Origin of the sequence: Sorangium sp. So ce1335, assembly GCF_051521615.1 — a bacterium.
Taxonomy (GTDB): domain Bacteria; phylum Myxococcota_A; class Polyangia; order Polyangiales; family Polyangiaceae; genus Sorangium.
In genome coordinates this window covers 11334324-11357223 of sequence record NZ_CP150363.1, presented here as the reverse complement: position 1 = coordinate 11357223, position 22900 = coordinate 11334324, and the positions used below count along the sequence as shown (strand labels likewise).

At 73.7% G+C, this 22900-nt stretch carries 21 protein-coding genes and 1 tRNA gene; 11 read left to right on the top strand and 11 right to left on the bottom strand.

What is annotated here, in order from left to right:
- Window positions 1-146: 146 nt before the first annotated feature.
- The 3 genes from WMF24_RS42580 to rpe form a co-directional block, all read right to left on the bottom strand.
- Window positions 147-233: transfer RNA gene (locus WMF24_RS42580), tRNA-Ser, on the bottom strand.
- A 155-nt stretch (window positions 234-388) separates the two neighbouring features.
- Window positions 389-1795, bottom strand: coding sequence for a hypothetical protein (locus WMF24_RS42575; RefSeq protein WP_437733196.1), 1407 nt, complete (start codon window positions 1793-1795; stop codon window positions 389-391).
- Window positions 1796-1932: 137 nt separating this feature from the next.
- The gene (rpe, locus tag WMF24_RS42570) at window positions 1933-2646 is read right to left on the bottom strand and encodes a ribulose-phosphate 3-epimerase (RefSeq protein ID WP_437733195.1); all 714 of its coding nucleotides are present in this window, start codon (window positions 2644-2646) and stop codon (window positions 1933-1935) included.
- 171 nt (window positions 2647-2817) lie between these two features.
- Here rpe and WMF24_RS42565 point away from each other — a divergent pair, with 171 nt between their 5' ends.
- The gene (locus WMF24_RS42565; RefSeq protein WP_437733194.1) at window positions 2818-3252 is read left to right on the top strand and encodes an N-acetyltransferase family protein; all 435 of its coding nucleotides are present in this window, start codon (window positions 2818-2820) and stop codon (window positions 3250-3252) included.
- 375 nt (window positions 3253-3627) lie between these two features.
- A complete protein-coding gene (locus WMF24_RS42560; RefSeq protein WP_437733193.1) occupies window positions 3628-4131 on the top strand; it encodes a cyclic nucleotide-binding domain-containing protein in 504 nt (167 codons plus the stop codon).
- Window positions 4132-4468: 337 nt separating this feature from the next.
- On the opposite strand, the gene WMF24_RS42555 is transcribed toward WMF24_RS42560, so the two are convergent.
- Together WMF24_RS42555 and WMF24_RS42550 are read right to left on the bottom strand one after the other, a co-directional pair.
- Window positions 4469-4663, bottom strand: coding sequence for a hypothetical protein (locus WMF24_RS42555; protein WP_437733192.1), 195 nt, complete (start codon window positions 4661-4663; stop codon window positions 4469-4471).
- Window positions 4664-5065: 402 nt separating this feature from the next.
- Window positions 5066-5536: a hypothetical protein gene (locus WMF24_RS42550; RefSeq protein ID WP_437733191.1), complete on the bottom strand. Its 471-nt coding sequence runs from the start codon at window positions 5534-5536 to the stop codon at window positions 5066-5068.
- A gap of 217 nt (window positions 5537-5753) precedes the next feature.
- Here WMF24_RS42550 and WMF24_RS42545 point away from each other — a divergent pair, with 217 nt between their 5' ends.
- From WMF24_RS42545 to WMF24_RS42535, 3 genes are read left to right on the top strand one after another with little or no spacing between them, the layout of a single operon-like run.
- Window positions 5754-6449, top strand: a complete 696-nt coding sequence (locus tag WMF24_RS42545) for a YggS family pyridoxal phosphate-dependent enzyme (RefSeq protein ID WP_437733190.1) — start codon at window positions 5754-5756, stop codon at window positions 6447-6449.
- Between the two features lie 56 nt (window positions 6450-6505).
- Window positions 6506-7150, top strand: a complete 645-nt coding sequence (locus WMF24_RS42540; RefSeq protein WP_437733189.1) for a TlpA family protein disulfide reductase — start codon at window positions 6506-6508, stop codon at window positions 7148-7150.
- A complete protein-coding gene (locus tag WMF24_RS42535) occupies window positions 7147-8535 on the top strand; it encodes a replication-associated recombination protein A (RefSeq protein WP_437733188.1) in 1389 nt (462 codons plus the stop codon). The genes WMF24_RS42540 and WMF24_RS42535 overlap by 4 nt, the downstream gene beginning before the upstream one ends.
- 42 nt (window positions 8536-8577) lie before the next feature.
- Here the strand turns inward: WMF24_RS42535 and WMF24_RS42530 are convergent, their stop codons facing one another.
- Both WMF24_RS42530 and hpt read right to left on the bottom strand, forming a co-directional pair.
- Window positions 8578-8901, bottom strand: coding sequence for a tetratricopeptide repeat protein (locus tag WMF24_RS42530; RefSeq protein ID WP_437733187.1), 324 nt, complete (start codon window positions 8899-8901; stop codon window positions 8578-8580).
- Window positions 8898-9419, bottom strand: a complete 522-nt coding sequence (hpt, locus tag WMF24_RS42525; protein WP_437733186.1) for a hypoxanthine phosphoribosyltransferase — start codon at window positions 9417-9419, stop codon at window positions 8898-8900. The genes WMF24_RS42530 and hpt overlap by 4 nt, the downstream gene beginning before the upstream one ends.
- 135 nt (window positions 9420-9554) lie before the next feature.
- Here hpt and WMF24_RS42520 point away from each other — a divergent pair, with 135 nt between their 5' ends.
- Window positions 9555-9998, top strand: coding sequence for an acyl-CoA thioesterase (locus WMF24_RS42520; protein WP_437738919.1), 444 nt, complete (start codon window positions 9555-9557; stop codon window positions 9996-9998).
- 15 nt (window positions 9999-10013) lie between these two features.
- On the opposite strand, the gene WMF24_RS42515 is transcribed toward WMF24_RS42520, so the two are convergent.
- Entirely contained in the window at window positions 10014-11321 is a 1308-nt protein-coding gene (locus WMF24_RS42515; protein ID WP_437733185.1) for a hypothetical protein, read from the bottom strand.
- A complete protein-coding gene (locus tag WMF24_RS42510) occupies window positions 11318-12073 on the bottom strand; it encodes an HAD family hydrolase (RefSeq protein ID WP_437733184.1) in 756 nt (251 codons plus the stop codon). Before WMF24_RS42510 ends, WMF24_RS42515 begins: the two co-directional genes overlap by 4 nt.
- A 215-nt stretch (window positions 12074-12288) precedes the next feature.
- Here WMF24_RS42510 and WMF24_RS42505 point away from each other — a divergent pair, with 215 nt between their 5' ends.
- Window positions 12289-12684: a hypothetical protein gene (locus WMF24_RS42505; protein WP_437733183.1), complete on the top strand. Its 396-nt coding sequence runs from the start codon at window positions 12289-12291 to the stop codon at window positions 12682-12684.
- A gap of 41 nt (window positions 12685-12725) precedes the next feature.
- On the opposite strand, the gene WMF24_RS42500 is transcribed toward WMF24_RS42505, so the two are convergent.
- Both WMF24_RS42500 and WMF24_RS42495 read right to left on the bottom strand, forming a co-directional pair.
- Window positions 12726-15701 (bottom strand): carboxypeptidase regulatory-like domain-containing protein, encoded by a 2976-nt coding sequence (locus WMF24_RS42500; RefSeq protein WP_437733182.1) that lies wholly within the window; start codon window positions 15699-15701, stop codon window positions 12726-12728.
- 77 nt (window positions 15702-15778) lie between these two features.
- Complete coding sequence (locus tag WMF24_RS42495) at window positions 15779-17041, bottom strand: LeuA family protein (protein WP_437733181.1); 1263 nt, start codon at window positions 17039-17041, stop codon at window positions 15779-15781.
- A 426-nt stretch (window positions 17042-17467) separates the two neighbouring features.
- On the opposite strand from WMF24_RS42495, the gene WMF24_RS42490 reads away from it, so the two are divergent.
- Genes WMF24_RS42490 through WMF24_RS42475 form a run of 4 tightly spaced genes read left to right on the top strand, consistent with a single transcriptional unit; the run spans window position 17468 to window position 22900 of the window.
- Window positions 17468-19762: a heme lyase CcmF/NrfE family subunit gene (locus WMF24_RS42490; protein ID WP_437733180.1), complete on the top strand. Its 2295-nt coding sequence runs from the start codon at window positions 17468-17470 to the stop codon at window positions 19760-19762.
- Complete coding sequence (locus WMF24_RS42485) at window positions 19759-20322, top strand: cytochrome c-type biogenesis protein (RefSeq protein ID WP_437733179.1); 564 nt, start codon at window positions 19759-19761, stop codon at window positions 20320-20322. Before WMF24_RS42490 ends, WMF24_RS42485 begins: the two co-directional genes overlap by 4 nt.
- The gene (locus WMF24_RS42480) at window positions 20319-21245 is read left to right on the top strand and encodes a hypothetical protein (RefSeq protein WP_437733178.1); all 927 of its coding nucleotides are present in this window, start codon (window positions 20319-20321) and stop codon (window positions 21243-21245) included. The genes WMF24_RS42485 and WMF24_RS42480 overlap by 4 nt, the downstream gene beginning before the upstream one ends.
- Entirely contained in the window at window positions 21242-22900 is a 1659-nt protein-coding gene (locus tag WMF24_RS42475; protein WP_437733177.1) for a hypothetical protein, read from the top strand. Before WMF24_RS42480 ends, WMF24_RS42475 begins: the two co-directional genes overlap by 4 nt.

The following is a 22900-nucleotide window of genomic DNA, read 5'->3' as shown; positions in this document are numbered from 1 at the left end:
TCACCGGGATCACCGCATCGTGATCGCTCGGATCACCGCATCGTGATCACCCGGATCACCATCGTGATCAGCGGGATCACGGAATGGCCCCGGGCGGCTCACCTGGGAGCGCCCGGGCCCCTCGGCGAAATCCTCAATCGTTTCAGCGGAGGAGAAGGGATTCGAACCCCTGGTTGAGTTGCCCCAACGGCGGTTTTCAAAACCGCTGCCTTCGACCGCTCGGCCACTCCTCCAAATACCCAGAACGACTTGCTTTTGTGCCCGTTCCTGCGCCGCCTGTCAACGCCGCCCTTCCGCCGTCACCCCTGCCCTCCCCACGCGCCGCCCTGGTCGCACATCCGCGCTCGCCTTCGCCCCCTCCCCGCTCGCCTCCCCTCCCCCTCTCGCCCTACTGCCGCCCCTTCGCCCCCTCCCCGCTCGCCCCGCCCCGCGCCCCTCCCTTCATCACCTCCGCCAGCCACGCCTTCGCCCCCGCGCACGTCCCCACCGCGCTGACCTCCCCGCCCCCGCGCCGCTCGTACGGCCCCGCGACGATCGCCATGTCGCTCCCGCGCGCCGTCCACGCGACCGGCCCGAGCCCCGCGCGCTGCTTGCACGCTTTCCCGAAGCGACGCTCGATCACCTTCCCCGCCTCTGCCGCGTCGGCCGCGCTATCGAACCGCAGCCGCCAGGCCAGCGCGAACTCGCGCCGGGTCGGGTCCTGCGGGTCGTCCCGTCGCGCCACCGCGTACCGGTCCCCGCCCCACCCTGCCGCCGCGCCGATGGCCGCGTCGCGGTGCGCATAGGCTGCGAACGAGATGCGCAGCGCCTGCTCGCCCATCACGTCGTCGAACACGACGCGGAACCCTGGGCCGAGCGCGGCGGCCGTCGGCACGGCCACCTCCACGGCGGGCTCGCGCGCGGCGAGCTTCTCCGGGTGCAGCAGCTGCTCGGTGGTCTCCGGCAGCGCGCGCCACACAGCGTCCACGGAGGCCCAGCCGCCCTCGCGGCGCAGCGCCTGCACGAAGGCGAAGCCGTCCGTGTACGGCGCGCCGAGCGACTCCTGCAGCACGAGCGGCGTGTCGCCGACCGACGACATCGCCGTCGACATCGCCACGAGCTTCCGGAGCATCGACTCGTCGATCTGGAACGCCGAGCCGACCAGCACATCGAACATCGCGCTCATCGCCTCGCCCTCGACAAGCGCGTGCGTCGCCGCCAGCCTGTCGCTGTCGCCGGCCTTGTAGTCGAGCAGCTTCCCCAGCGAGAAGCTCTGGTCTTGCAGCGCGTGGACGAGCTCGTGCGCCAGCGTCTCCTCGGCCTCGCTCTCGCTGAGGTCGTCGACGAGGTACATCGTCTGGTCGTCCGGCTCGTAGAAGCCGGCGATGCGGCCCTCGAGCAGGCGGTACATCCCGGCGGTGAAGTCGTAGTCGGCCGGGATGAGCTCGAGCGCCGCGAGCACCTCGCGCTGGTGATCGAGCACGCCCTCGGGGATCTCTCGCTCCACGTGCGCGCGGATCCGCTGGAGGATCTCGCCGCGGGCGAGCACGCGGCTGCGCACGTCGCGGAGCACCGGCAGGCCGCGCGCCTTCGCGACCAGCGCGAGCACCCGCGCCACCTCTTCCTTCGTCAGGCGGGCCTCCTCCGGGTCGATCTCGCCCCCCCCGATCGGGCCTGCGCCTCCCGCTGGCGGACGCGTGGCAGGCGCCGCGGGGCGCGCCGCGTCCGGGGTCTGCGCGCTCGCCGGCGCCGCGGGCGCGCTCGCCGGCGTGCACCCGACCAGCGCCGCCGTCGCCGCGAGCACGGCGCCGATCACCGCGGCAACTGCTCCCCCGCCGCGCCCCCGCACCCCCCTGCGCTCTCGCACCCCGCCGCGCTCTCGCACCCCGCCGCGCTCTCGCACCCCGCCGCGCTCTCGCACCCCGCTGCGCTCTCGCACCCCGCTGCGCTCGCTCACGCCTGCTCCCCGGCGGCCGCGCGGAGCGCGCGGATCGCCTCCGCGTACCGCGCCACGCGCGCGTCGAACGGCAGCTCCTCCCCCGGCTTCACCGCGCCAAACACCGCCGAGCCGGCGACGAGCGCCCGCGCGCCGGCGGCGACCACCTGCCCGGCGGTCGACGGCGCGATCCCGCCGTCGACCTCGAGCGTGATGTCCAGGCCCGCCTCATCGATCGCCCGGCGCAGGCTGCGCAGCTTGGAGAGCGCCCCCGGGATGAACCGCTGTCCGCCGAACCCCGGGTTGACGCTCATCACGAGCACCAGATCCAGATCGGGCAGCACGTGCCGGATCGACTCCTCCGACGTGTGCGGGTTCAGCACGACGCCGGGGCGCGCGCCCGCGTCCCGGATCTGCTGCAGCGTCCGGTGCAGGTGCGGCGACGCCTCGACGTGGACCGAGATCCTGTCGGCACCGGCGGCCGCGAACTCCGCGACATAGCGCTCGGGCTCGACGATCATCAGGTGGACGTCGACCGGAAGACGCGTCGCGGCGCGGACCGCGCGGACGATCAGCGGGCCGATCGTAATATTCGGCACAAACCGGCCATCCATCACATCGACGTGGATCCAGTCGGCGCCGGCGGCCTCGGCGGCGCGCACCTCGTCGGCGAGGCGGCCGAAGTCAGCGGACAGGATCGACGGGGCGACGAGGACGCTTTCGTGACGCACATGCTAGCGCTAGCAGGCGTGACGCGCGGCGGCTAGCGAGGCATCCCACGGCGTGCTTACGGGGAGGCCGGCGTGGCTGCTAGGCTGCGCTTGTCTGCGCCAGGGGCTCGTGCCCTGCGCGCCGACGCTGCAGACAAGGCACGATTCCGAACCGCTCGAGTGAGGTGATGCATGGAGACACGGCCGCTGACGAAGCCCGACTACGACCGGATCGTGGGCGAGATCGATCGGTGGTGGGCAGGCCCGACCAGCGCCCTCGCGCACCCGATCTTCTTCTACGAGCTCGGCCGTCTGGCCCGCGTCGTCGAAGATCGCGGCTTGCTTGTCGGCTTCCTCCTGGGGTTCAGGTGCCCGGACGCGGCGATCGGGTACGTACACCTCGTGGGCATTCACCCTGACTACCGCCGCCGCGGGGTCGGCCGGATGCTCTACTCCGCGTTCGAGGACGACTGCCGCCGCGAGGGGTGCCGGCAGCTCAAGGCGATCACGACGCTGGGCAACGAGGGCTCGGTGCGCTTCCACGCGGCGGTCGGCTGGTCGGCGGCCGAGGTCGAGGACTACGCCGGACCCGGGCGTCCACGGATCGTGTTCACGAAGGACCTCTGAGCGTCGCCTCTGAGCGTCGCCTCTGCATGTCGATCGCGCGATGCGCGTCCGGCGGTGGAGCGGCCGCGACGCGGGTCCGGCGCGCGGGGTGAACGCCCGAGCCGACAGGGCGCGCGTCGCGCGCATCGGGCGGCGGAACGGCCGGGCGGCGACATGACATCGAGCGGGACGTCGCGCGCGTCGCGCGGGCGAGCGTTGACGTCCCCATGTTGCGGCGTACCCTATCGAGCGGTACATCGGCGCGGTGCCACGAGGTGGAGCGATGCGAGAAGGCGGGCATTTGGGCGCGGTGTGGACGGGCGGCGTCGGGCCGCGGGCAGGTGGCGTCGGATCGGCCGACTTGACGGCCGCTGCGAGCGTCCTCGGGGCATCCCGGTGAGCCGCAATCCTGAGCTGGTCGCGCAGCTCCGCGACATCGGCCTCTTCGGAGGGCTGGGCGACCATGTCCTTCAGGGCCTCGCCGACACGCTGGAGCTCGTCGAGCTGCAGCCGGGGGCTGTCGCCTTTCGCGAGGGCGACAGCGGGCGCGAGATGTTCGTGCTCCTCGCGGGCGAGATGGAGGTGCTCAAGCGCTCGAAGCGCGACGTCGAGGCGAGGGTCGCCGTCCTGGGGCCGAACGACTGGTTCGGCGAGATGTCGATCCTCGACGTGATGCCCCGCTCGGCGACGGTCCGAGCGATCGCCCCGTCGCGCTTGATGCGCGTCACCGCGCACGACCTCGATGCGCTCTACCGGCGCGATCTCAGGTCGTACACCCTCCTCGTGCTGAACATCGCGCGCGAGATGTCGCGCCGCCTTCGCGTGGCGGACAGCCTGCTCGCCGAGCTCGTCGCGAACATGCTCGACGAGTACGCGCGGCCTCGGCGCCCCGGGATCTGAGCCGGTCCGATCGCCGCGTCGCGGGAGCACGTTGCTGCCTGCCGCAGCGATCGCCGGCAGCCGGAGCCGCCCCCCGGGGCGAGCCGGCAGCCGCGGCGCTCCAGCAGCCGCCTCCCGCGCGAGCCGGCAGCCGGCAGCCTTGGGGCAGCCGCCCCCGGGCGAGCCGGGGGTGCGGCGGCGCCGCGCGGGGCTGCCCGGAGCGCCGCCGACAGCCGGCAGCCTTGGGGCAGCCGCCCCCGGGCGAGCCGGGGGTGCGGCGGCGCCGCGCGGGGCTGCCCGGAGCGCGTGGCGTGAGAGGGGTCAGCCCGTCGGTCGCGTCACGCGCCGCCCTGACCGATCACACCACCCGCGCCGCCGGCTCCACCCGCGCCGCCGTCGCCGCCACCGCCATTCCCACCGGCGCCGCCATCCCCACCGGCGCCGCCATCCCCACCGGCGCCGCCATCCCCACCGGCTCCACCGGCGCCGCCCTCACCGTCAGCACCACCAGCGTCGCCCTCGCCGCCAACGCCGCCGCCGCCAGTCGGGGCATTCTCGCCGGATGAACCCGTGCTGCCGGATCCCGCCGTGGCGGTGCTGGTCGGGCCTACCTCACCGCCGGGGGCGTGTCCGGCGTCTCCGTCGATGCCTGCGGCATCTCCCCCGCCTGCCCCTGTCGCGCCGACGCCCTCACAATCGACGCAGCCGATATCCGGGACCGGGAGAGGTGGCTCGGGTTGTGGGTTGAAGCAGCCCGCAAGCACCACCCCGAACACAGGGACGACAAGCTTACGCATAAGCTCTCTCCTCATAGCACCCTGCGTGCTTCCTGCCGCATGCGCCGCGCTCCGTCCGCCGGGAGGGCGGCGTCCGGCGCGATCATCGTCAGCCTTCGGTAGCTCTCGCAACACGCCGCGCGATCGGCGCCGGCGTCAGGCTCGGCCAGCGTGCCTGGTCAGCCGCAGACCACGCCGCCGGCGCCTCCTCCGCCGCACGGCTCGCCGTCCCCGCCGCCCTGCCCACCGGCACCACCCGTGCCGCCAGCCCCGCCCTCGCCGCTGCCCTGCCCGCCGGCACCGCCGTCGCCCCCGGCACCGCCGTCGCCCCCGGCACCGCCGTCGCCCCCGGCACCGCCCTGCCCGCCGGCACCGCCGTCTCCGTTGGCGCCGCCCCCGCCGCCGCTTCCCGCGGGGTCGCCGGTGCTGTGGCCGCCGGCACCGCTGCTGCTGCTCCCTGCGACCGCGCCGACCCCGCCGCCGCCCCCCGCGCCGCTTGCAGTGCCCGCGCCTGTCGGGCTGCCAGCGCCTGTACCGGCCCCCGCGGGCGTCGGCTCGTTGTCCCTGCCGTCCTGGAACGGCGGCTCGGGTTGCGGGTTGAACGTGCATCCAACCGCGAGGAGCAGGATAAGGAACGACAGGCTTCGCATCGCGGCTGCGTAGCATCGCAATCGACGTGCCACGCAAAAATCGCCGGAAGCAGCGCGATCGCTCCGCTGTCGAAGCGGTCCTCAGGCACACTCTGGCACGCCCCCCGGGCGGGTGGATCCGACGTGCGCCTGGTCGCCGGCCGCGGCCCGCCCTGCAGTGCCCGGTTCAGGGGTCCACCCGCGTGTCCACGGCGGCCGCCCGCGGTATCGTGCCGTGATGTCGGAAGACCTGGGGAACATCGCGTCGCGGCTCGAAGAGGTGCGACGCCGGATCGCCGGCGCCGCGGCGCGGGCCGGGCGCAGGCCGGAGGAGGTCCGGCTCATCGCCGTGTCCAAGGGCAAGCCCGCCGAGGCCATCCGCGCCGCCTATGCCGCCGGGCAGCGCGATTTCGGGGAGAACTACGCGCAGGAGCTCGCCGAAAAGGCCGAGGCGCTCGCCGACCTCGACGGGATCGTGTGGCACGCCATCGGCCAGATCCAGCGGAACAAGGCGAAGCTCGTCGCGCGCGTCGCGCAGGTCGTGCACTCGGTCGATCGCGAGGAGCTCGCCATCGAGCTCGACCGCCGCGCCGCCGCGCTCACCCGCACGCTCGACGTCCTGCTCGAGGTGAACGTCGGCGACGAGGCCTCGAAGGGCGGCTGCGCGCCCGCCGATCTGGCGCCGCTCCTCGGCGCGGTGGCCCGGTGCGCGCACCTCCGCCCTGTCGGCCTGATGGCCATCGCCCCGTTCCGCGAGGACCCGAACGACGTCGTCCCGTTCTTCGCAGAGCTCCGCGCCCTTCGCGACGCGCACGGCGGCCAGGCGGCGCTGCCCGAGCTCTCGATGGGCATGTCGCACGATTTCGAGGCGGCCATCGCCGAGGGCGCGACCTTCGTCCGCGTCGGCACCGCCATCTTCGGGGCCCGCGGATAGCGCTTTTCCTCCCGCGCCCCTCGGACAAGCCGCGGCGGGAACGTTAGACTCCCGGCGTGGTGCAGGCGAAGGCGGCGAGCAGATCCTCCTCGATCGGCGACCTCGGCGGCGCTGTCGCGACGCTCGTCGCGGCCGCGAGCTCCGCCGCGTCGCGCCTCGGCGCGGCCATCGCGCCCGGCGCGGCCGCGGCGGCCGCGCTGCTCGCGCTCGGCTGCGGGCCGGGCGCGATGCCCGCGTCCGTGCGCCACCCGCTCGTGGGCAGCGCCGCGCCGGAGTTCCACGCGGAGTCGACCTCGGCGGTCACGGTGGGCGTGCCCGGCGCGCGGAGGACGCGGGTCACCGTGATCGACTTCTGGGCGTCCTGGTGCGCGTCGTGCAGCCGGACGATGCCGGCGCTCGACAGGCTGTGGCGCGACCGCAAGGCCGACGGCGTGGCCGTCATCGGCGTCAACGTCGACGACTCGGAGGCCGCCGCCGCCGCGGCCGCCCACGAGCTCGGCGCGACGTTCCCCATCGTCGCCGACCTCGGCCAGCGGCTCACCGGGACCTACGGCGTCGCGCAGGTCCCCCTCACGTTCGTCGTCGACGGCGCGGGCACGGTGCGCTGGGTCGGACGCGATCCGGAAGGCGCGCGCCGCGCCGTGGAGGTCCTGCTCTCGGAGCGGTCAGCCGGCGCGCGCGCGCGGACGGTCTTCGAATGAGCGCGGCGCGCGGCGGCGGCGGCGCGCGGCGGCGCCCCGCGGACGACGAGCCGACCCTCTTCGACGCCGCCCGGCAGCGCGACCCCGAGCTCCGGGCCGCGGTGCCCCTCGCCGAACGCATGCGCCCCCGCACGCTCGCGGACATGATCGGCCAGGGCCACCTGCTCGGCGAGGGCAAGCTGCTCGCGCGCGCGATCGCCGCCGACCGGATCCCCTCCATGATCCTGTGGGGCCCCCCGGGCGCCGGGAAGACCACGCTCGCGCGCGTCGTCGCGCACACGACGAACGCCCGCTTCGTCCCCTTCAACGCCGTGCTGGGCGGCGTGCCGGAGCTCCGCGAGATCCTCGCCCAGGCGCGCGCGGCGCGCTCGTACGAGGGCAAGCGGACGATCCTGTTCGTCGACGAGATCCACCGCTTCAACAAGGCCCAGCAGGACGCGTTCCTCCCGCACGTCGAGGACGGCACCATCACGCTGATCGGCGCGACGACGGAGAACCCCTCGTTCGCGGTGAACGCGCCGCTGCTCTCCCGGTGCAAGGTCTTCCGGCTCCAGGGCCTCGCCGCCCCGGAGCTCGTCGAGCTCTTGCGCCGCGCGCTCGAGTCGCCCGCGGGGCTCGCCGGCGCGGTCGCCGCCGACGACGACGCGCTCTCCGCGATCGCGGCGCTCGCGCAGGGCGACGCCCGCAGGGCGCTCACCACGCTGGAGATCGCCGCGGACGAGGCCGCGCGCGCGGGCGCCGCCACGATCACGCGCGAGCTCATCGCCGGCGCGAGCGAGCACAAGACGCTGCTCTACGACAAGGCCGGCGAGGAGCACTACAACGTCATCAGCGCCTTCATCAAGTCGATGCGCGGCTCCGATCCCGACGCCGCCGTCTACTGGCTGATGCGCATGATCGAGGCCGGCGACGACCCGCTGTTCTTGCTGCGCCGGATGATGATCTTCGCCTCCGAGGACATCGGCAACGCCGACCCGCGCGCCCTCGAGGTCGCCGTCGCGTCGGACGCCGCGTTCCGGCGCATGGGGATGCCGGAGGGGCTCTACCCGCTCACGCAGGCGGCGCTGTACCTCGCCACGGCGCCGAAATCGAACGCGTGCAAGGTGGCCTGGCAGTCGGCGCAGGCCGCCGTGCGCGAGCACGGCGCGCTCCCGGTCCCGCTCACGCTGCGCAACGCCGTCACCCGGCTGATGCGCGACGAGGGCTACGGCGAGGGCTACCGCTACGCGCACGACGAGCCGGGCGGCGTCGCCCTCGGCGAGGCCTACCTGCCCGAGCCGCTCGCCGGCAGCCGGTTCTACGAGCCGACCGATCGCGGCTACGAGCGGACCATCGGCGAGCGCCTCCGCCGGATCCGCGGCGAGGGTGGGGGCGAGGGCGGCTGAGGCGCCGCGCCCGGCTCCACCCCGGGCCGCCGCCCGCGCGCCTCAGTCCTCGGCGCCGCCCGCGCCCGCGAGCGCCTGCTGGAGCTCGCTCAGCGCGTGCTGATCTCCCTTGCTGCGCGCGGCGCCGATGCCGTCGCTCAGCCAGGCGCGCCCCTCGTCGACGCGGCCTGCCTTCACGAGCATCGTCCCGCACATGAGGTACATCGGCACGTAGGTCGGGTCCATCGCCCGGAGCGCGTTGAACGTCGCGAGCGCGTCCTCGTGACGGTCCATCCCCGCGTACTCCAGCGCGAGCGCGTACCAGTGGAACGGATCCTTCGACCCGCCCTGGGTCATCTTCTCGAGCATCAACAGCCGCTTGCTCACGTCGCCTCCACAACGCCGATGTACGGCAGGTTCCGGTAACGCTCGGCCCAGTCGAGCCCGTAGCCGACGACGAACTTGTCCTCGATCGTGAAGCCCAGGTAGTCGACGGGCACCTGGACCTTGGCGCGCGCCGGTTTGTGCAGGAGCGCGCAGACCTTCACGCTGCTCGGCATCCTCGTGCGGAGCAGCTGGAGCAGGTGCGAGATCGTGAGGCCCGTGTCGACGATGTCCTCGACGACGAGGATGTCCTCGCCCTCGATCGGGCGGGTGAGGTCCTGCGTGATCTGGACGACGCCGGTCGAGTCGGTGCCCTCGCCGTAGCTGCGCACGCCGAGGAACTCGATCCGCACCGGGAGATCGATGTGCCGCGCGAGGTCGGCCGTGAAGACGTAGCTCCCCTTGAGCACGGAGACGAGCACGAGCCGCCGCTCCGCGTAGTCCCTTGTGATCTGCGCGCCGAGCTCGCGCACGCGGGCGCCGATCTGCTCGGCGGACAGGAGCGTCCGGACATTGGCCATGGCCGCCCGCTAACACCGCGGCGCCCTCGCGGCCAGCCCGACGCGGACCCCCGTCCCCGTGCGCCGCGCCTCCCGCTCGCGCGGCCGCTCCGTCGCCGCCCGGGCCGGACCTGGGCTAGTCTCGGCGCCCTCGTGATGCAGCCCCCTCCGCCCGACGCGCCCCCGCACCTCACCTCGCGCATGCCGCTGGCCGTCCGCTTCTGCGAGACGGACCTGATGGGCATCGTCCACCACGCCAACTACGTCGTGTACCTGGAGGCGGGCCGCATCGACTGGCTGCAGCGCCGCGGCATCTCCTACGACGAGATGGTGCGGCGCAACCTCCACCTCGCGGTCGCGGAGCTGCGGATCAAGTACCGGCAGCCGGCGCGGTTCGGGGACACCCTCGTCGTCGAGACGACCTGCCGCGAGCTCCAGCGGGTCACCGCGCGCTTCAGCTACCGCATCCTCCGGGGCGAGGACGTGATCTGCGACGGCGACATCCTCCTCGCGTGCCTCGGATCGAGCCTCACGCTGACGCGGATCCCCGACGACATCGCCCGCCTCCTGTCGAGCCCCGAGGTCACGCCCGCGGGCTAGCGGCCGCCGCGCCGCTCAGCCGCCGTTCGCGGCTTCCTCGTCGGCCCCGCTGCGCACGAGGCGCGCCGGCATCTCGACCGTCTGCGGCGGCTCGATGATGTCGCCGAGGAACGTGCGCCACTGGACCACGTAGAGCCCGCGCTGCGGGCCGCTGACGTAGCGCTCGCCCATCGGCGGCACCGCGACCGCGGGGATGCCGTCGACGAGCAGGTAGAGCAGCGCGTCCGTCTGGTTCACAGCGACGAACCCCTCGCCGGGCGCCCCCGGGTCGACGCTCGCGGGCAGGGGGAGCGGCCCCGTCCGGATCGCCGCGAGCTCGTCGCGCGACAGGAACACGCCGCCCTGCGCCGACGGGAGCCCCGCCGCGGCGAACGCGGCGCTCGGGGGCGGCATCAGCATGTCGGTCGAGACGAGGTCGGTGCGCCGGGCGATCGACGTCACCTCGAACCCGACGCCGCCGCCGCCCTGCCACGCGTAGCTCGCGTGGAGCGGCACCTCGCCGGCCACGCACTCGGGCGACTTCGGGTCGACGCCGAGGATCTCCATCAGCGCCCGGCAGAGCAGGGGACCGCCCTCGCCGGCCTCCGGCATCTTGCCGAGCTCCAGGTGCAGCGTGCCGAGGCTCGCGTGCACCTCGACCTTGCGGACGTCGACCTCGAGCCGCCTGCCCTCGCCGACCGGGCGCGCCGAGCCCGACGACAGCGGCGTCACGTCGATGCGCCGCTCGCCGAGCAGCGTGCGGAGCGCCCCCGGGGGCAGCACCCGGTACTGGGTCAAGCCCGGCCACAGCAGCGCCTCGCCGTGGACGTCGTGGCGGGCGCGCAGCTCGGAGCCGGAGGGCAACGGGAGCGCCCGCGACGTGAACTGCACGCGCATGCGGCCCGTCTCCGCGAGATCGATCTTCCACGTCAGCCCGGTGACCTCCTGCGCGGCCTCCAGCCCGGCGGTCGCCACCTCGGGCGCCTTCGGGGGCTGCGGCACGTCGCGCCAGCGGAAGGCGGCCTCGAGCGTGACGCCGGAGAGCTCGCGGGGCGGGAGCGTGTCCTCCGGCAGCGGCGCCGCCGGCGGCAGCGGGAGCGGCGACTGCTGGCTCGCCTCGGACATGATGAGCCGGCCGTAGTCGTCGGACACGAGCTTCGCGCTCGCCTCGGCGGCCGACGCGTCGAGCAGGTCCGGCGTCTCGCTCGCGAGCGGCGCCGGGAGGATCCTCGCGTTCGGGCTCGCGCCCGCCTCCACCGGATCGGCCGGCGGCTGGCGCGGCGGCTCGCACCCGGCGCAGGCGGCGAGCAGCAGCCCCAGGGCGGCGACGCGCGCCCGGCTCACGGCGCCCGCTCGAAGGTGTGGATCACCTTCACCCGCGGATCGAGCGGCGGCGGGTCGGGCGCGTACTGCGTGTCCAGGAAGACGGCGGTGCAGCGGGGGTGGCACTCCACCATCAGGTTGCAGTTCGCCGCCTCGTTGTCGAACGCCGCGATGACGTGCCCGAGCCGGGAGAGCTGCGGGGCGACGCTCCGCTTGAACTCGGTGTCGGGCATCTCGAACCGCGGCTTCACGACGAGCTCGGTGCCGATGATCCCGATGGGGAAGCCGAGGTCCCGCAGGCTCGCGAACGAGCCGAGCGCCATGTTCGGCAGGTCGCGCCCGGTGAGATACACGAGGGTCGCCCCCGCCGCGTGGCACGCGCGCGCATACTGGCTCGCGCCCGGCACCTCCACGTCGTGCCGGATGTGCGGATCATTGAAGAAGCGCGCCTTCCAGAACTCGAACGCGTGCAGGTGGAGCGCCTCGTCGTGAACGCCGAGCCGGCGCAGGTTGTCCTGGAACCCGTACACGATGCCGTCGGGCGCCGCGCGCTCCAGGAGGGCGGCGGCGTGCGGGTGCTTCCGGCGCCACTCCTCGGCGAGCTCGTGGAGGATCGCGACGACCCGCGGCCGGTTGTCCATGAGGGTGCCGTCGAGATCGAAGACGATCACGGGCGGCCCCGCCGACCGGTCGCCCGCGCGCTCGACGATGGAGTCCAGGAGCCGCGTCCGTTCGAGGGGGACGAGGCGCTTTTCGTGGAACAGCGTGCTCAAGGTCGTGGCGCCGTGAAGGAGCGCGCCCGCCGCGCGCTCCTCGGGCGGAACCCTAGCGCGAACTCGCCCCCCTCAGAAGCCGCGGCGCCACCTCCGCCGCAGAGCCCCGGCGCGTCGGCAAGTGTGCCGAAACATCCTACATTGTTGGCCCAATCCTTCCGTTCTTCTTAGGATTTTCCACAGCCGGGACGCGTCGAGGTCCCGAAGGAAGGCCCATGCAGAACCGCATCAAGACCGCTCTGGCCCTGACGATGGCCCTGACCGCTGTGGCGGGCTGCTCGAAGACCCCTCGCGATCGCCTGCAGGGGCGCTGGTATGGCGAGTCCATCGAGAACGCCCCCGTCGAGCAGCTCACCAAGGCGACCGGCTGGGTGAAGGGGGCAGCGATCGAGTTCAACGGCAGCAAGGTGACGGTGACCGTGCCGGCGGAGACGCCGCGCAGCGGGACCTTCAAGGTGACGAAGGCGGAGGGCGACCAGGTGACGGTCGCGTTCCTCCGGCCCGAGGGCGGCCTCGACGAGGCGCAGTTCCGCTTCGCCACGGATCACGCGCTCCACTGGGAGATCGGCGACGGCCGCGCGATCGTGCTGGCCAAGGCGAAGACCAACTGAGGCCGGCGCGCTGGCCGAGGCGAAGCGCCGAGGCCGGCCGCCTACCGCCGCACCTTCTCGCGCCGCACCCGCGTGAGCCACCGCGCCTCGCCGCGGTCGCCGTCGCGCGCGAGCAGCACGACGACGTCCTCCGAGAGCGGCCCCGTGAGCCGCCGCCGCGCCTCCTCGATGGAGCGCACCTCGACGCCGTTCACCGACAGCAGCCGATCGCCCGGCTCGACGCCCGCCTCCTCGGCCTCGCTCCCCGGCGGCACCGACACGACGGTCACGGTCCGGCGCTCCTCGCCGAGCGTCACCGCCAGGCTCCCCGCGCCCTTCGGGTCCTGCCGCGCGCCGTCTCCCGGCAGCGCGATCCTGACCCGATCGGTCGTCCTTCCGGCCCGCACCTGCACCGGCTGCGACTCGGCGCGCCCGAGATCCGCGCTGTACGCCTCGATCACCGCCGTCCCCTCCGGCAGCCCGCCGAGCTGGAACCGCCCGTCCCGGTCCGTGATCACGACGCCCGGCGGCAAGGGGCCGAGCGGCAGGTACGTCGGCACCCGGTCGCGCGCCACGCGGGCCCCCGCGACCGGGTCGCCGCGCTGGTCGACGACCTCGCCGGCGACCTCGCCCGCCTCGAACAGGTCGATGCGCCCGAGGTCCGTCGGGCGATCGGGATCGCCGGCGATCGTGACCCGCAGCGTCGCCGGCGCGAACCCGTCGCGGCCCACGGTGACGCGGAACCGGCCCGGCGCGAGGTCCCCGATCGTGAAGGCGCCGTCCGCGTCGCTCGTCGCGCGGCGCGGCCCCGTCGGCGAGAACAGCGTGATCCGCGCGCCCTCGATCCGGTCCCGCCCGCCGCGCGCGGTCACGGTGCCCGTCGCCTTCAGGGCGCCGCTCATCTCGAGCCGCAGCTCCTTCGGCGCCGCGTCGACCTGCTCGACGCGCGGCGCCCTGCCGGAGCGCACGAGGCTGATCCTGAGCGGCAGCCCGGCGGCGTCGGGCAGCAGCGCGTCGCCGCCGTCGTCCGTGAAGAGCGTCTTGCGGAGCGGGACCGCGACGTCGAGCGAGAGGACGCGCACCTCCGCGCGATCGAGCGGGTAGCCGCGATCGTCGGTGACGCGGATGGCCACCGCCTCGCGCACCTTCGGCAGGACGACCTCGATCTCCTTGCGGTCGCGCTCCGGCACCTCGACGACGAGGCGCGCCACCACGTCCCCGGGCGACTCGGGCCGCGACACCGAGACGAGCACCTCGTCCGGGACCGCGGCGAAGGCGAACGTGCCGTCGTCCGCGGAGTACGTCACCCGCTCGAGCGAGCCGGCCGTGGCGGCCAGCTCCACGCGCGCGCCGGCGACCGGCTTGCGGTCCTCCTCGAGGACGCGGCCCTCGAGCAGGCCGCCCTGGCGCATCACCACGCGCACGTGCGCCTCGCCGCCCGGCTGCAGCGTCACGACCTCGCTGAGCGTCTCCACGTACTCCGGGTGCCGCACGATGGCGTGGACGCGCCCCGGGGTGACCGGCTCGGCCCGGAAGGTGCCGTCGGCGCGCGTCACCCACGGGTCGCCCGATCGCACCGAGGCCGCCGGGATGAACACGTCCCCGCGCGGCAGGTCCGGGATCGGGCCGGGCATGACCCCGAGCTCGCCCGCGGGGATCAGCGGCGCCGGGCCGGGCAGGGCGCGCTCGAACTGCGCGTCCCTGAACTCGGACATGGCGGTCGTCTCGTCGATGGGCATGCCCTCCGCGTCGGCGCCGACGACCTCGATGGTCGCGCCCGGCACCGGGTAGCCGCGGTCGTCGACGACCTCGCCAGCGAGCGCGCCGCCGCGGAGCAGCGGGATGCGGGCCTCTGTGGCGCCCGCGTCGACCTCCACGGCGTTGCGCGGCACGAACCCGGCTGCCAGGGCCGACGCGGCCGCGTACCCCGGCGCGATCGGCCCGAGCGTCACCGACCCGTCGTCGCCCGTGCGGCCGTGCAGCGGGAACGCCGACAGCCCCTGCTCGACGAGCACCACGTTCGCGCCCTTCACGGCCGGCGCGCCCTCGCCGTCGCCGTCGGTCACGAGGATCCGCACGTGGCGGCCGGGCCCGAGGACGAGCTTCACCTCCTTGCCCTCGCCGCGCTTCACGGGCACGGCGAGCGCCGTCGCGCTCACGGCGCCCCCGCGCCGCGCCTTGAGGTCGTACACCCCGTCGCGGAGCCCGGAGATCCTCGCCGCGCCGGTCGCGTCCGTCGTCGTGCTGCGCGCCGGCCAGAGGCCGGTGCCGGCGGCCAGCACGGTCGCGCCGTCGGCCGGCTGCCCCTCCGCGTCGACCACCCGCACGGTGAGGGCGCCGAGCCGGTCGAGGCGCAGCCGGAGCGGCACCGCCCCGGGCACGATGCCGGTCCGCACGGTGTCCTCGAAGCCAAGCGCCGACGCGCGGACGACGTACGGCGTCGCGCCGAGCCGATCGAACCGCGCGCGGCCGCCGTCCGCGGTGGTCGCCACGAAGGGCAGGGGATCGCCCGTCGCGACGGCGACCTCCGCGCCGTCGACCGGGCGCTCCGCGTCGTCGACGACGAGCACCTCGAGCACCTTCGCGGGCCTCAGCACGAGGTCCACGGCGCGCGGGCCCGGCTCGAGCGCGAGGCGCGTCGAGGCGCGCGCCCGCTCCACGCCGTACGCCATCACCCACGCCTCGCCGGACGGCAGCCCTGCGAAGCGCGCCTCGCCCGCCGCGTCGGTCTTCCGCTCTCCAGCGAAGTAGGCCCGGTCCTCGCGCACGGAGAAGACGCGCACGGCAGCGTCCTGGAGCGGGCGCCCCTGCTCGTCGCGCACGGTCGCTGTGAGCTCGGCCGCGCGCCCCTCCACCGACGCGGGCACCGGCGGCGCCGGGATCGGCGCCTGCGGCAGGAACCGCGGGCCCACGTCGCGCAGCGTCGTCGCGGCGAAGAAGCACACGAGCGCGGCGATCACGGCGAGGACGGTATCGATCCGCGATCGGCGCTCGGGCCGGTCGGCTTCCGGTGCGGTTTGCTTGTCCTGCTCGGCCACGGCCTGGATTCTCTACCCCGGATCCGCGAAAACGCCGAACGTCCCGGGGCCGTTCCCGCGGGCGGGGCCGCGCCGGATCAGGCCTGGCGGCCGCGGTGCTGCTCGATCACGGCCTGGATCTCCTCCTCGCAGAGGATGTGATCCGTGGCCTTGGCCTTGGCCAGGATGGCGTCGACGAGCTCCTTCGAGGGCTCGATCTTCCGCTGCCTGAGCCAGTAGTTCACGTTGGAGGCGCCGGACATGTACCCGACGCAGATCTCCTGCTTGCGCCCGAACATGCCGGCGGGGACGCCGGAGTAGATCCGGTCGGCCATCCACGCGTCGCCCTTCGACTCGGCCTTGATGATGGCGGCCGCGTGCACGCCGGTCGCCGTGCGGAAGGCGTCCCGTCCGACCAGGGGGTAATTGATGGGCACCTCCCAGCCGACCGCCTGCGCGGCGGTCGTGCAGTACTCGAGGAGGTGGGTGAGGTCCTGGTGCTCGAGCAGGCCGAGGAGCTTCATGTTGAGCAGGATGAGCTCCATCGCCGCGTTGCCGACCCGCTCGCCGATGCCGAGGGCGGTGCCGTGCACGCGGTCCGCGCCGAACTGGAGCGCCCAGATCGCGTTCTCGAGCGCGAGCCCCCGGTCGTTGTGGCCGTGCCAGTCGATGCCGACCGACGCCCCGGCGCCCGCGACGATGGCCCGCGTGAAGTTGATCAGGTTGCGGACCCCGTCGGGCGTCGCGTGCCCCACGGTGTCGCAGAGGCACAGCCGGGACGCGCCGTGATCGATGGCGACCTTGAAGAGCGTCGCCAGCACCTCGGGCCTCGATCGCGTCGTGTCTTCCGTGACATAGGCCACAGGGAGCCCGGCCTTCACGCCCGCGTCGATGGCGGCGGCGCTGCGCTGCGCGATGAGGTCGACGTCCCACGCCTCCGCGAGCTGGCGGATCGGGCTGGATCCGATGAAGGCGTAGATCTCGACGGGGATCCCCGCGCGCTGGGAGATCTCGATCATCGGGGTGATGTCCGAGACGACCGTGCGGCCTGCGCAGGCGATGCGGATCGGCAGGTGGTTGTCCGCCACCTCCTTGCACATCCGGAGCACGTCCTCGAACGCCCGCTGCGAGCTGCCGGGCAGGCCGACATCGGCGACGTGGATGCCGATCTTGGCCATCAGGTGGAGCAGCTTGAGCTTGCTCTCGATGTTCGGGTCGGCGACGGAGGGGTTCTGCAGGCCGTCGCGCAGGGTCTCGTCGAAGAAGCCGATCTCCTTCGGGATGACCCGCCCGACGCGGCCCACCTCGTTCCAGTCGTAGATGAGCTCGGTCGGGCGGATGCCGGCGGGATCGGTCGCCATGCTCCGAGTATAGTGCGCCGCGCGCAACGCCGAGCCTGAAACGAAGCCTTTCCGGAGCGATCGACATGACGCGCGGCGCTGGCGAACACGTGATGAAGACGGTGACGACCCCGCAATGCGTGCTCCGTCACATCGGCCACATGGGGGGTCGCGCGCCGCGCCGCGGAGCCGAGCGATCGCGATCGGCCAGGGTGCTGACGAGGGCGACCGCATCGCCGCGCCCAACGCCGCGGAGCGGGGCAGGGTCCAGCCGGGCCAGAAAAAACGCCGGGGCAAGGAAGGCGCCGCCGCGCGCGAGCGCGGCGCGCGCACAGCGCGGCAGAGCGGCGGTGCGAGCGCGCTCGGCGGGCGCGGGCGGGCGCTCGCCTGCGCGGCGCGGTGCGCTGGCCCTGCGCGCCTGGCAAGCCTAAGCTTGGCGCCACGACGATGTGGCAATCCCTTCCTGAGTTCGGGACCGGCGTCCTTTACGCCATTCTGGTGACCGCGGCGTATACCTTCGCCGTCGGGCTCGCGTCGGCGCGCGGGCGGCCGCGGCTGCTCCAGGCGGCGCGCCTCGGCGCGTACGGCACGATCGCGCTCGTCGGCCTCGCGGTGCTCGTGCTCGCGTACGCCTTCGTCAGCCACGATTTCCGCATCGCCTACGTCGCCCAGTACAGCGACCGATCCATGAGCACGCCGTACCTCATCGCGGCGCTCTGGGGAGGCCAGGACGGCTCGCTGCTCTGGTGGATGTTCCTGACCGCGCTGTTCTCCGGCGGCTGCGTCTTCTGGCTGCGGCGCCGGTACCTGGAGCTCCAGCCCTACGTCATCGCGACGCTGATGAGCGTCCTCATCTTCTTCGCGGCGCTGATGATCTTCGCGGTGAACCCGTTCCGGACGAGCGTGGCGGGCGCCCCGCTCGACGGCAACGGGCTGAACTACCAGCTCCGCAACTTCTACATGATCATCCACCCGCCGAGCCTCTACATCGGCTTCACGAGCGCGGCGGTCCCGTTCGCGTTCGCGATCGCCGCGCTCGCCACGGGCCGCCTCGACAGCGAGTGGATCGTGGCGACGCGCAAGTGGATGCTCTTCTCCTGGCTCTTCCTCTCGATCGGCAACGTGCTCGGGATGCTGTGGGCCTACGAGGAGCTCGGCTGGGGCGGCCCCTGGGCGTGGGATCCGGTCGAGAACGCCGCGTTCCTCCCGTGGCTCACCGCGAGCGCGTACGTGCACTCGACGATGATCCAGGAGCGCCGCGGCATGCTGAAGGTGTGGAACGTCTCGCTCATCTGCGGGACGTTCTTCCTCACGATCTTCGGCACCTGGCTCACGCGGTCGGGCCTCATCGCCAGCGTGCACTCCTTCGCCCAGTCGGGCATCGGCATCTGGTTCGTCTTCTTCATGGCCGTGATCCTGGCGACGTGCACCGCGCTGATCGTCTACCGCCTGCCGCTGCTGCGCAGCGAGGGGCACTTCGAGTCGCTCCTGTCGCGCGAGGCCGCGTTCCTCTTCAACAACTGGGGCCTCTTCAGCATCATGATCTTCATCGCGGTCGCGACGGTGTGGCCGCGCATCAGCGAGTGGCTGCTCGACCAGAAGTCGACGCTCGGGCCGACGTTCTACAACATGTGGCTCCCGCCGGTCGCGCTCGTGGTCTTCCTGCTGATGGGGATCGCGCCGCTGCTCGGGTGGCGGAAGACGTCGCCGGAGCTCTTCCGGAAGAGCTTCCGCTGGCCGGTGCTGGCCACCGTGATCACGGCGGGGCTCCACCTCACGCTCGGGAAGAAGGTGGGCTTCGCCCCGTTCGTCCCCGTCGACCCGATCTACCCCGGCCAGCTCGGCGACGCGCTCGCCGCGCTCGCGTCGACGTACCCGTTCTTCACGGTGGCGTTCGCGGCGTTCAACGTCGCCGTGGTCGTCCAGGAGTTCGCCCGCGGCATCGCCGCGCGGCAGAAGCGGGGGGGCGAGTCGCCCTTCGCCTCGTTCTACAACCTGGTCGCGAGGTCGCGGCGCCGCTACGGCGGCTACATCGTGCACGTCGGCATCGCGGTGATGTTCGTCGGGTTCGCTGGCCGCGCCTGGACGGTCGACAAGGAGATCAGCCTCCACCCGGGCGAGTCGGTGCAGATCGAGGAGTACCGCCTCGTCTACGCCGGCCCGCGCATGGAGGTCGACAGCGAGAAGCGCATGGTCTTCGCCGATCTCGACGTCGAGCGGCACGGCGTGCCGGTCGGCCGGATCAGCCCGGCGAAGTACATCTACAAGGCGACCCCGGAGGCGCCGTCGACCGAGGTCGCCCGGCACATCACGCTCAAGAACGATCTCTACGTGATCATCGGGATGGCGAACCCGCAGACGAAGGTCGCCTCGTTCCAGATGCACGTGAACAACCTGATCTCGTTCATGTGGTTCGGCGCGGGGATCCTGGTCCTCGGGGCGCTCATCGCGATGTGGCCCGACATCGCGCTCGAGGAGGCCGGGGCGTTCGGCTATGTAAGGGCGGCGGGGTCGGTCACGGCGTCTGTCGTGTTCGCCTTCCTGCTCGCCGGCGGCCCGTCGCTGGCCTACGGGCACCCCGTCCAGGAGGGGTTCGGCCGGCCGACCCTTGTCGATCCAGGTGAAGCCGGCGTCGAGGGCCGCGCCCCGCCGTCCGGCGAGTCCGTTCATGCCGGGCAGGCGCCCGCGATCGATGCCATGCTCCCGACCGCTGCCGAGCTGAGGCAGCCAGCCTTCGAATGAGCCGCACCCGAAAACTGATCCACGGCATCACCCTCCTCGCCGCGGGCGTCATCGCCCTCGTCGTCATGGTCCGCTCGCCGGAGTTCGCCCACGGCCAGCAGCTCGGGGAGGGGATGGTGCGCACCGGCACCGTCGGCATCCAGAACGACACCGAGCGCAAGCTCTTCTGGAGCCTGATCTGCACGTGCGGCTGTCCGCGCGAGACCCTCGGGACGTGCACCTGCGGCACCGCGCACGAGCGCCGGGACGCGCTCCGCGTCGCGCTCGCGGCGGGGAGCACGATCGAGCAGATCCAGGCGGCCTACGCCGAGCGCTACGGCCCGGAGGCGCTCGCGGTGCCGCCGAACAAGGGGAGCCAGCGGCTGCTCTACCTCTTCCCGCTGGCCGCCATCGCGCTCGGCGCCGGTCTGGTCATCGTGACGCTGCGCCGCTGGAAGCAGCGCAGCGACCAGGCGAGCGCCGCCGCCGGGCAGGGATCCCCGAAGGGCGCGGCCCCCGCCGCGCGCGACGATTACGACGACAAGCTCGACGACGAGCTCAAGAGCCTCGACCGCGAATGAGCGCTGAAACCCCCGCCAGGAGCGCCGCCTCGGCCGCGGCCCAGGAGACCGTGAGCCGCGGCGCTGACTCGCCGCTGGAGCGGCAGATCGTCCACTACGCCCGCTTCGGGGTGCCGCTCGCGGCGCTCGTGGGCGCCGGGGTCGCGGGGCTCGTCGCCGGGCCGCCCGCGGCGATCCTCGTGCTCGCCGGCGGCGCCCTCGTCGCGGTCATCGCCATCTTCTGGGCGAGCCTCCGCGTGCTGCTCGGCGAGACGCCGCTGAGCGGGGCCGACGCGTATGCGATCGGCGCGCCGCGCACCGAGGAGGAGCAGAAGCAGGCCGTGCTGCGGGCGCTCAAGGACCTGGAGTTCGAGCGCAGCGTCGGCAAGATCAGCGACGAGGACTACGCCGAGCTGGTCGCGAAGTACCGCGCCGAGGCGAAGCGGCTGCTCCGCATCCTGGACGCCGATGCGCAGCCGCGGCGCGAGCAGGTCGCCGCGCTCGTCGCGAGGCACCTCCGGCGCGCCGGTCTCCAGGACGACACCGGCGCGCCCGAGGCGCCGGAGCAGGACGCGGACGCCGCCGCGAGCGAGGCGGACGGCGCCGCCGCGGGCGAGACGGACGGCGCGGGCGAGGCCGACGGCGCCGCCGCGGAGGCCAGGCCGGCGAAGCGGAAGCGCGCCAAGGCCAGGCGGCCGGAGAGGCAAGAGCTCGATCACGAGCCGGCGCCCGTCGCGGAGCGCGACGACGTTGCGGCGGCGGACGACGGCGAGGCGGCGCGCGCCTCTGCGTGCGCGGTCTGCGGCACGCTCAACGACGAAGATGCCGTGTTTTGCAAGAAGTGCGGGACGAAGCGCGCGGTCGACGCGCCCCTTCCGGAGCAGGCGGCGGCCGACGAGGCCGCGGCCGGCGGTGACGTGAACGAGAGCAGGAGGGCGCCGTGATGCGCTGGACCAGGTGCACCGCGCTGGCGGCGATCGCCTCGCTGGGCGTGATCGCCGCGCCGGCTGCGCACGCGCAGCCGGCTGCTTCAGCGCAGACCGCAGCGGCGACGGCCGCCCCGGCGCAACCGGCGGCTGCGAGGGCGGCTCCAGCGCAGACCGCAGCGGCGACGGCCGCTCCGGCGCAACCCGCGGCCGCCAGGCAGGACGCGAAGGCGGCGGCGCCGGGCGCGACGACCCCTTCGGGGACAGCCGCTGCCGGCGGGACCGCGAGCCCCGCCGCGGCCCCGCCGGCGGGCGCCGCGGACGCGGGCGCGCCCGCGTCCGCGGCGCCCGCCGGCGCGCTACCGCCGGGCCATCCCGAGGTCGGGCAGGGGCTGCCGTCCGGTCACCCGCCGGTAGGGAACGCCGGCGCCGGAGCGGCCGCGTCGCGGCGCGCTGCGGAGGAGCTGACGGGCCTCTTCGACGCGCCCGAGGACATCGTTCAGGACGACGCCGGCCTCCCGCCCGGCGTCCTCGTGCTCACGGTGCAGGACGCGGACGGGCAGCCTGTTCCTCGCCTCCCGGTCGACATCGACATCCTGCACAGCTCGGTGGCGAAGGGCGACTCGCGCGAGCGCGTGAAGCGGGAGACGGACGACGCGGGCGCCATCCGTCTCGACAACCTCACGATCGGCGGCGGCACGAGCTACGGCATCTCGGTCACGCGCGAGGGCGCCACGTTCACGCTGCCGCATTTCGGGCTCGGCGCCGAGGCCGGGAAGCGCGCCGTGCTCCACGTCTACGAGGCCACGCCGGACGTGAACGGCCTGCTCGTCGGGACGCAGGGCATCATCTACCTCCAGCTCCGGCAGGACTCGATCTCGGTCGAGCAGCTCTTCCAGGTCTACAACCTCGGCCGCGTCGCCTGGTTGCCCAACGAGACGTTCGCCCTGCCGCCCGACTACAAGGCCTTCAACAAGACGGAGACCATGGACGACATGCGCTTCGACGAGGTCAAGGGCACCGGCGTCGCGCTGCGCGGCACCGTGAGCCCTGGCCGGCACGAAGGGCAGTTCCGCTGGCAGGTCCCGCTCAACAAGGAAGAGAGCCAGACGATCCGCATCGAGCTGCCGCCGCGCATGGCCCAGTTCCGGGTGATGGCCGAGGCGTCGAAGTCGATGACGCTGAACGTCGCCGGCTTCCCCGCGGCGCAGCGCACCCAGAACCGCGACGGCAAGAAGATCCTGATCACCGAGAAGCAGAGCTCCCGCGCCGAGGGCGGTCTGCGGACGGTCGAGATCACGCTCGCCGGGCTGCCCACGCCGGGCTGGGGCCGGTGGATCGCGCTGTCCCTGGCCGGAGCGGCCGTGGCCCTGGGCGCCGGGGTGAACCTGGTTCGGCGGCGCGACGGACATCGCGGGCCCGACGACGAGGAGCGGCGGGAGCTGATGGAGGCGCGCGACGCGCTGCTCGACGAGTTCGTCGAGCTCGAGCGCGCGCGGAGGCGGGGCGACGTCGGCCCGAAGACGTACGAGCGCGTCCGGACGGCGCTCCTCGACGCGCTCGCGCGCATCGTCGCCATGATCGAGTCGAAGCCGGCGCGCGGGAAGGCCGCGGGCGCGCGCAAAGCACCCGGCTCGTCGCTCACGTCGAGCGCTGACACGCCGCCCCCCTGA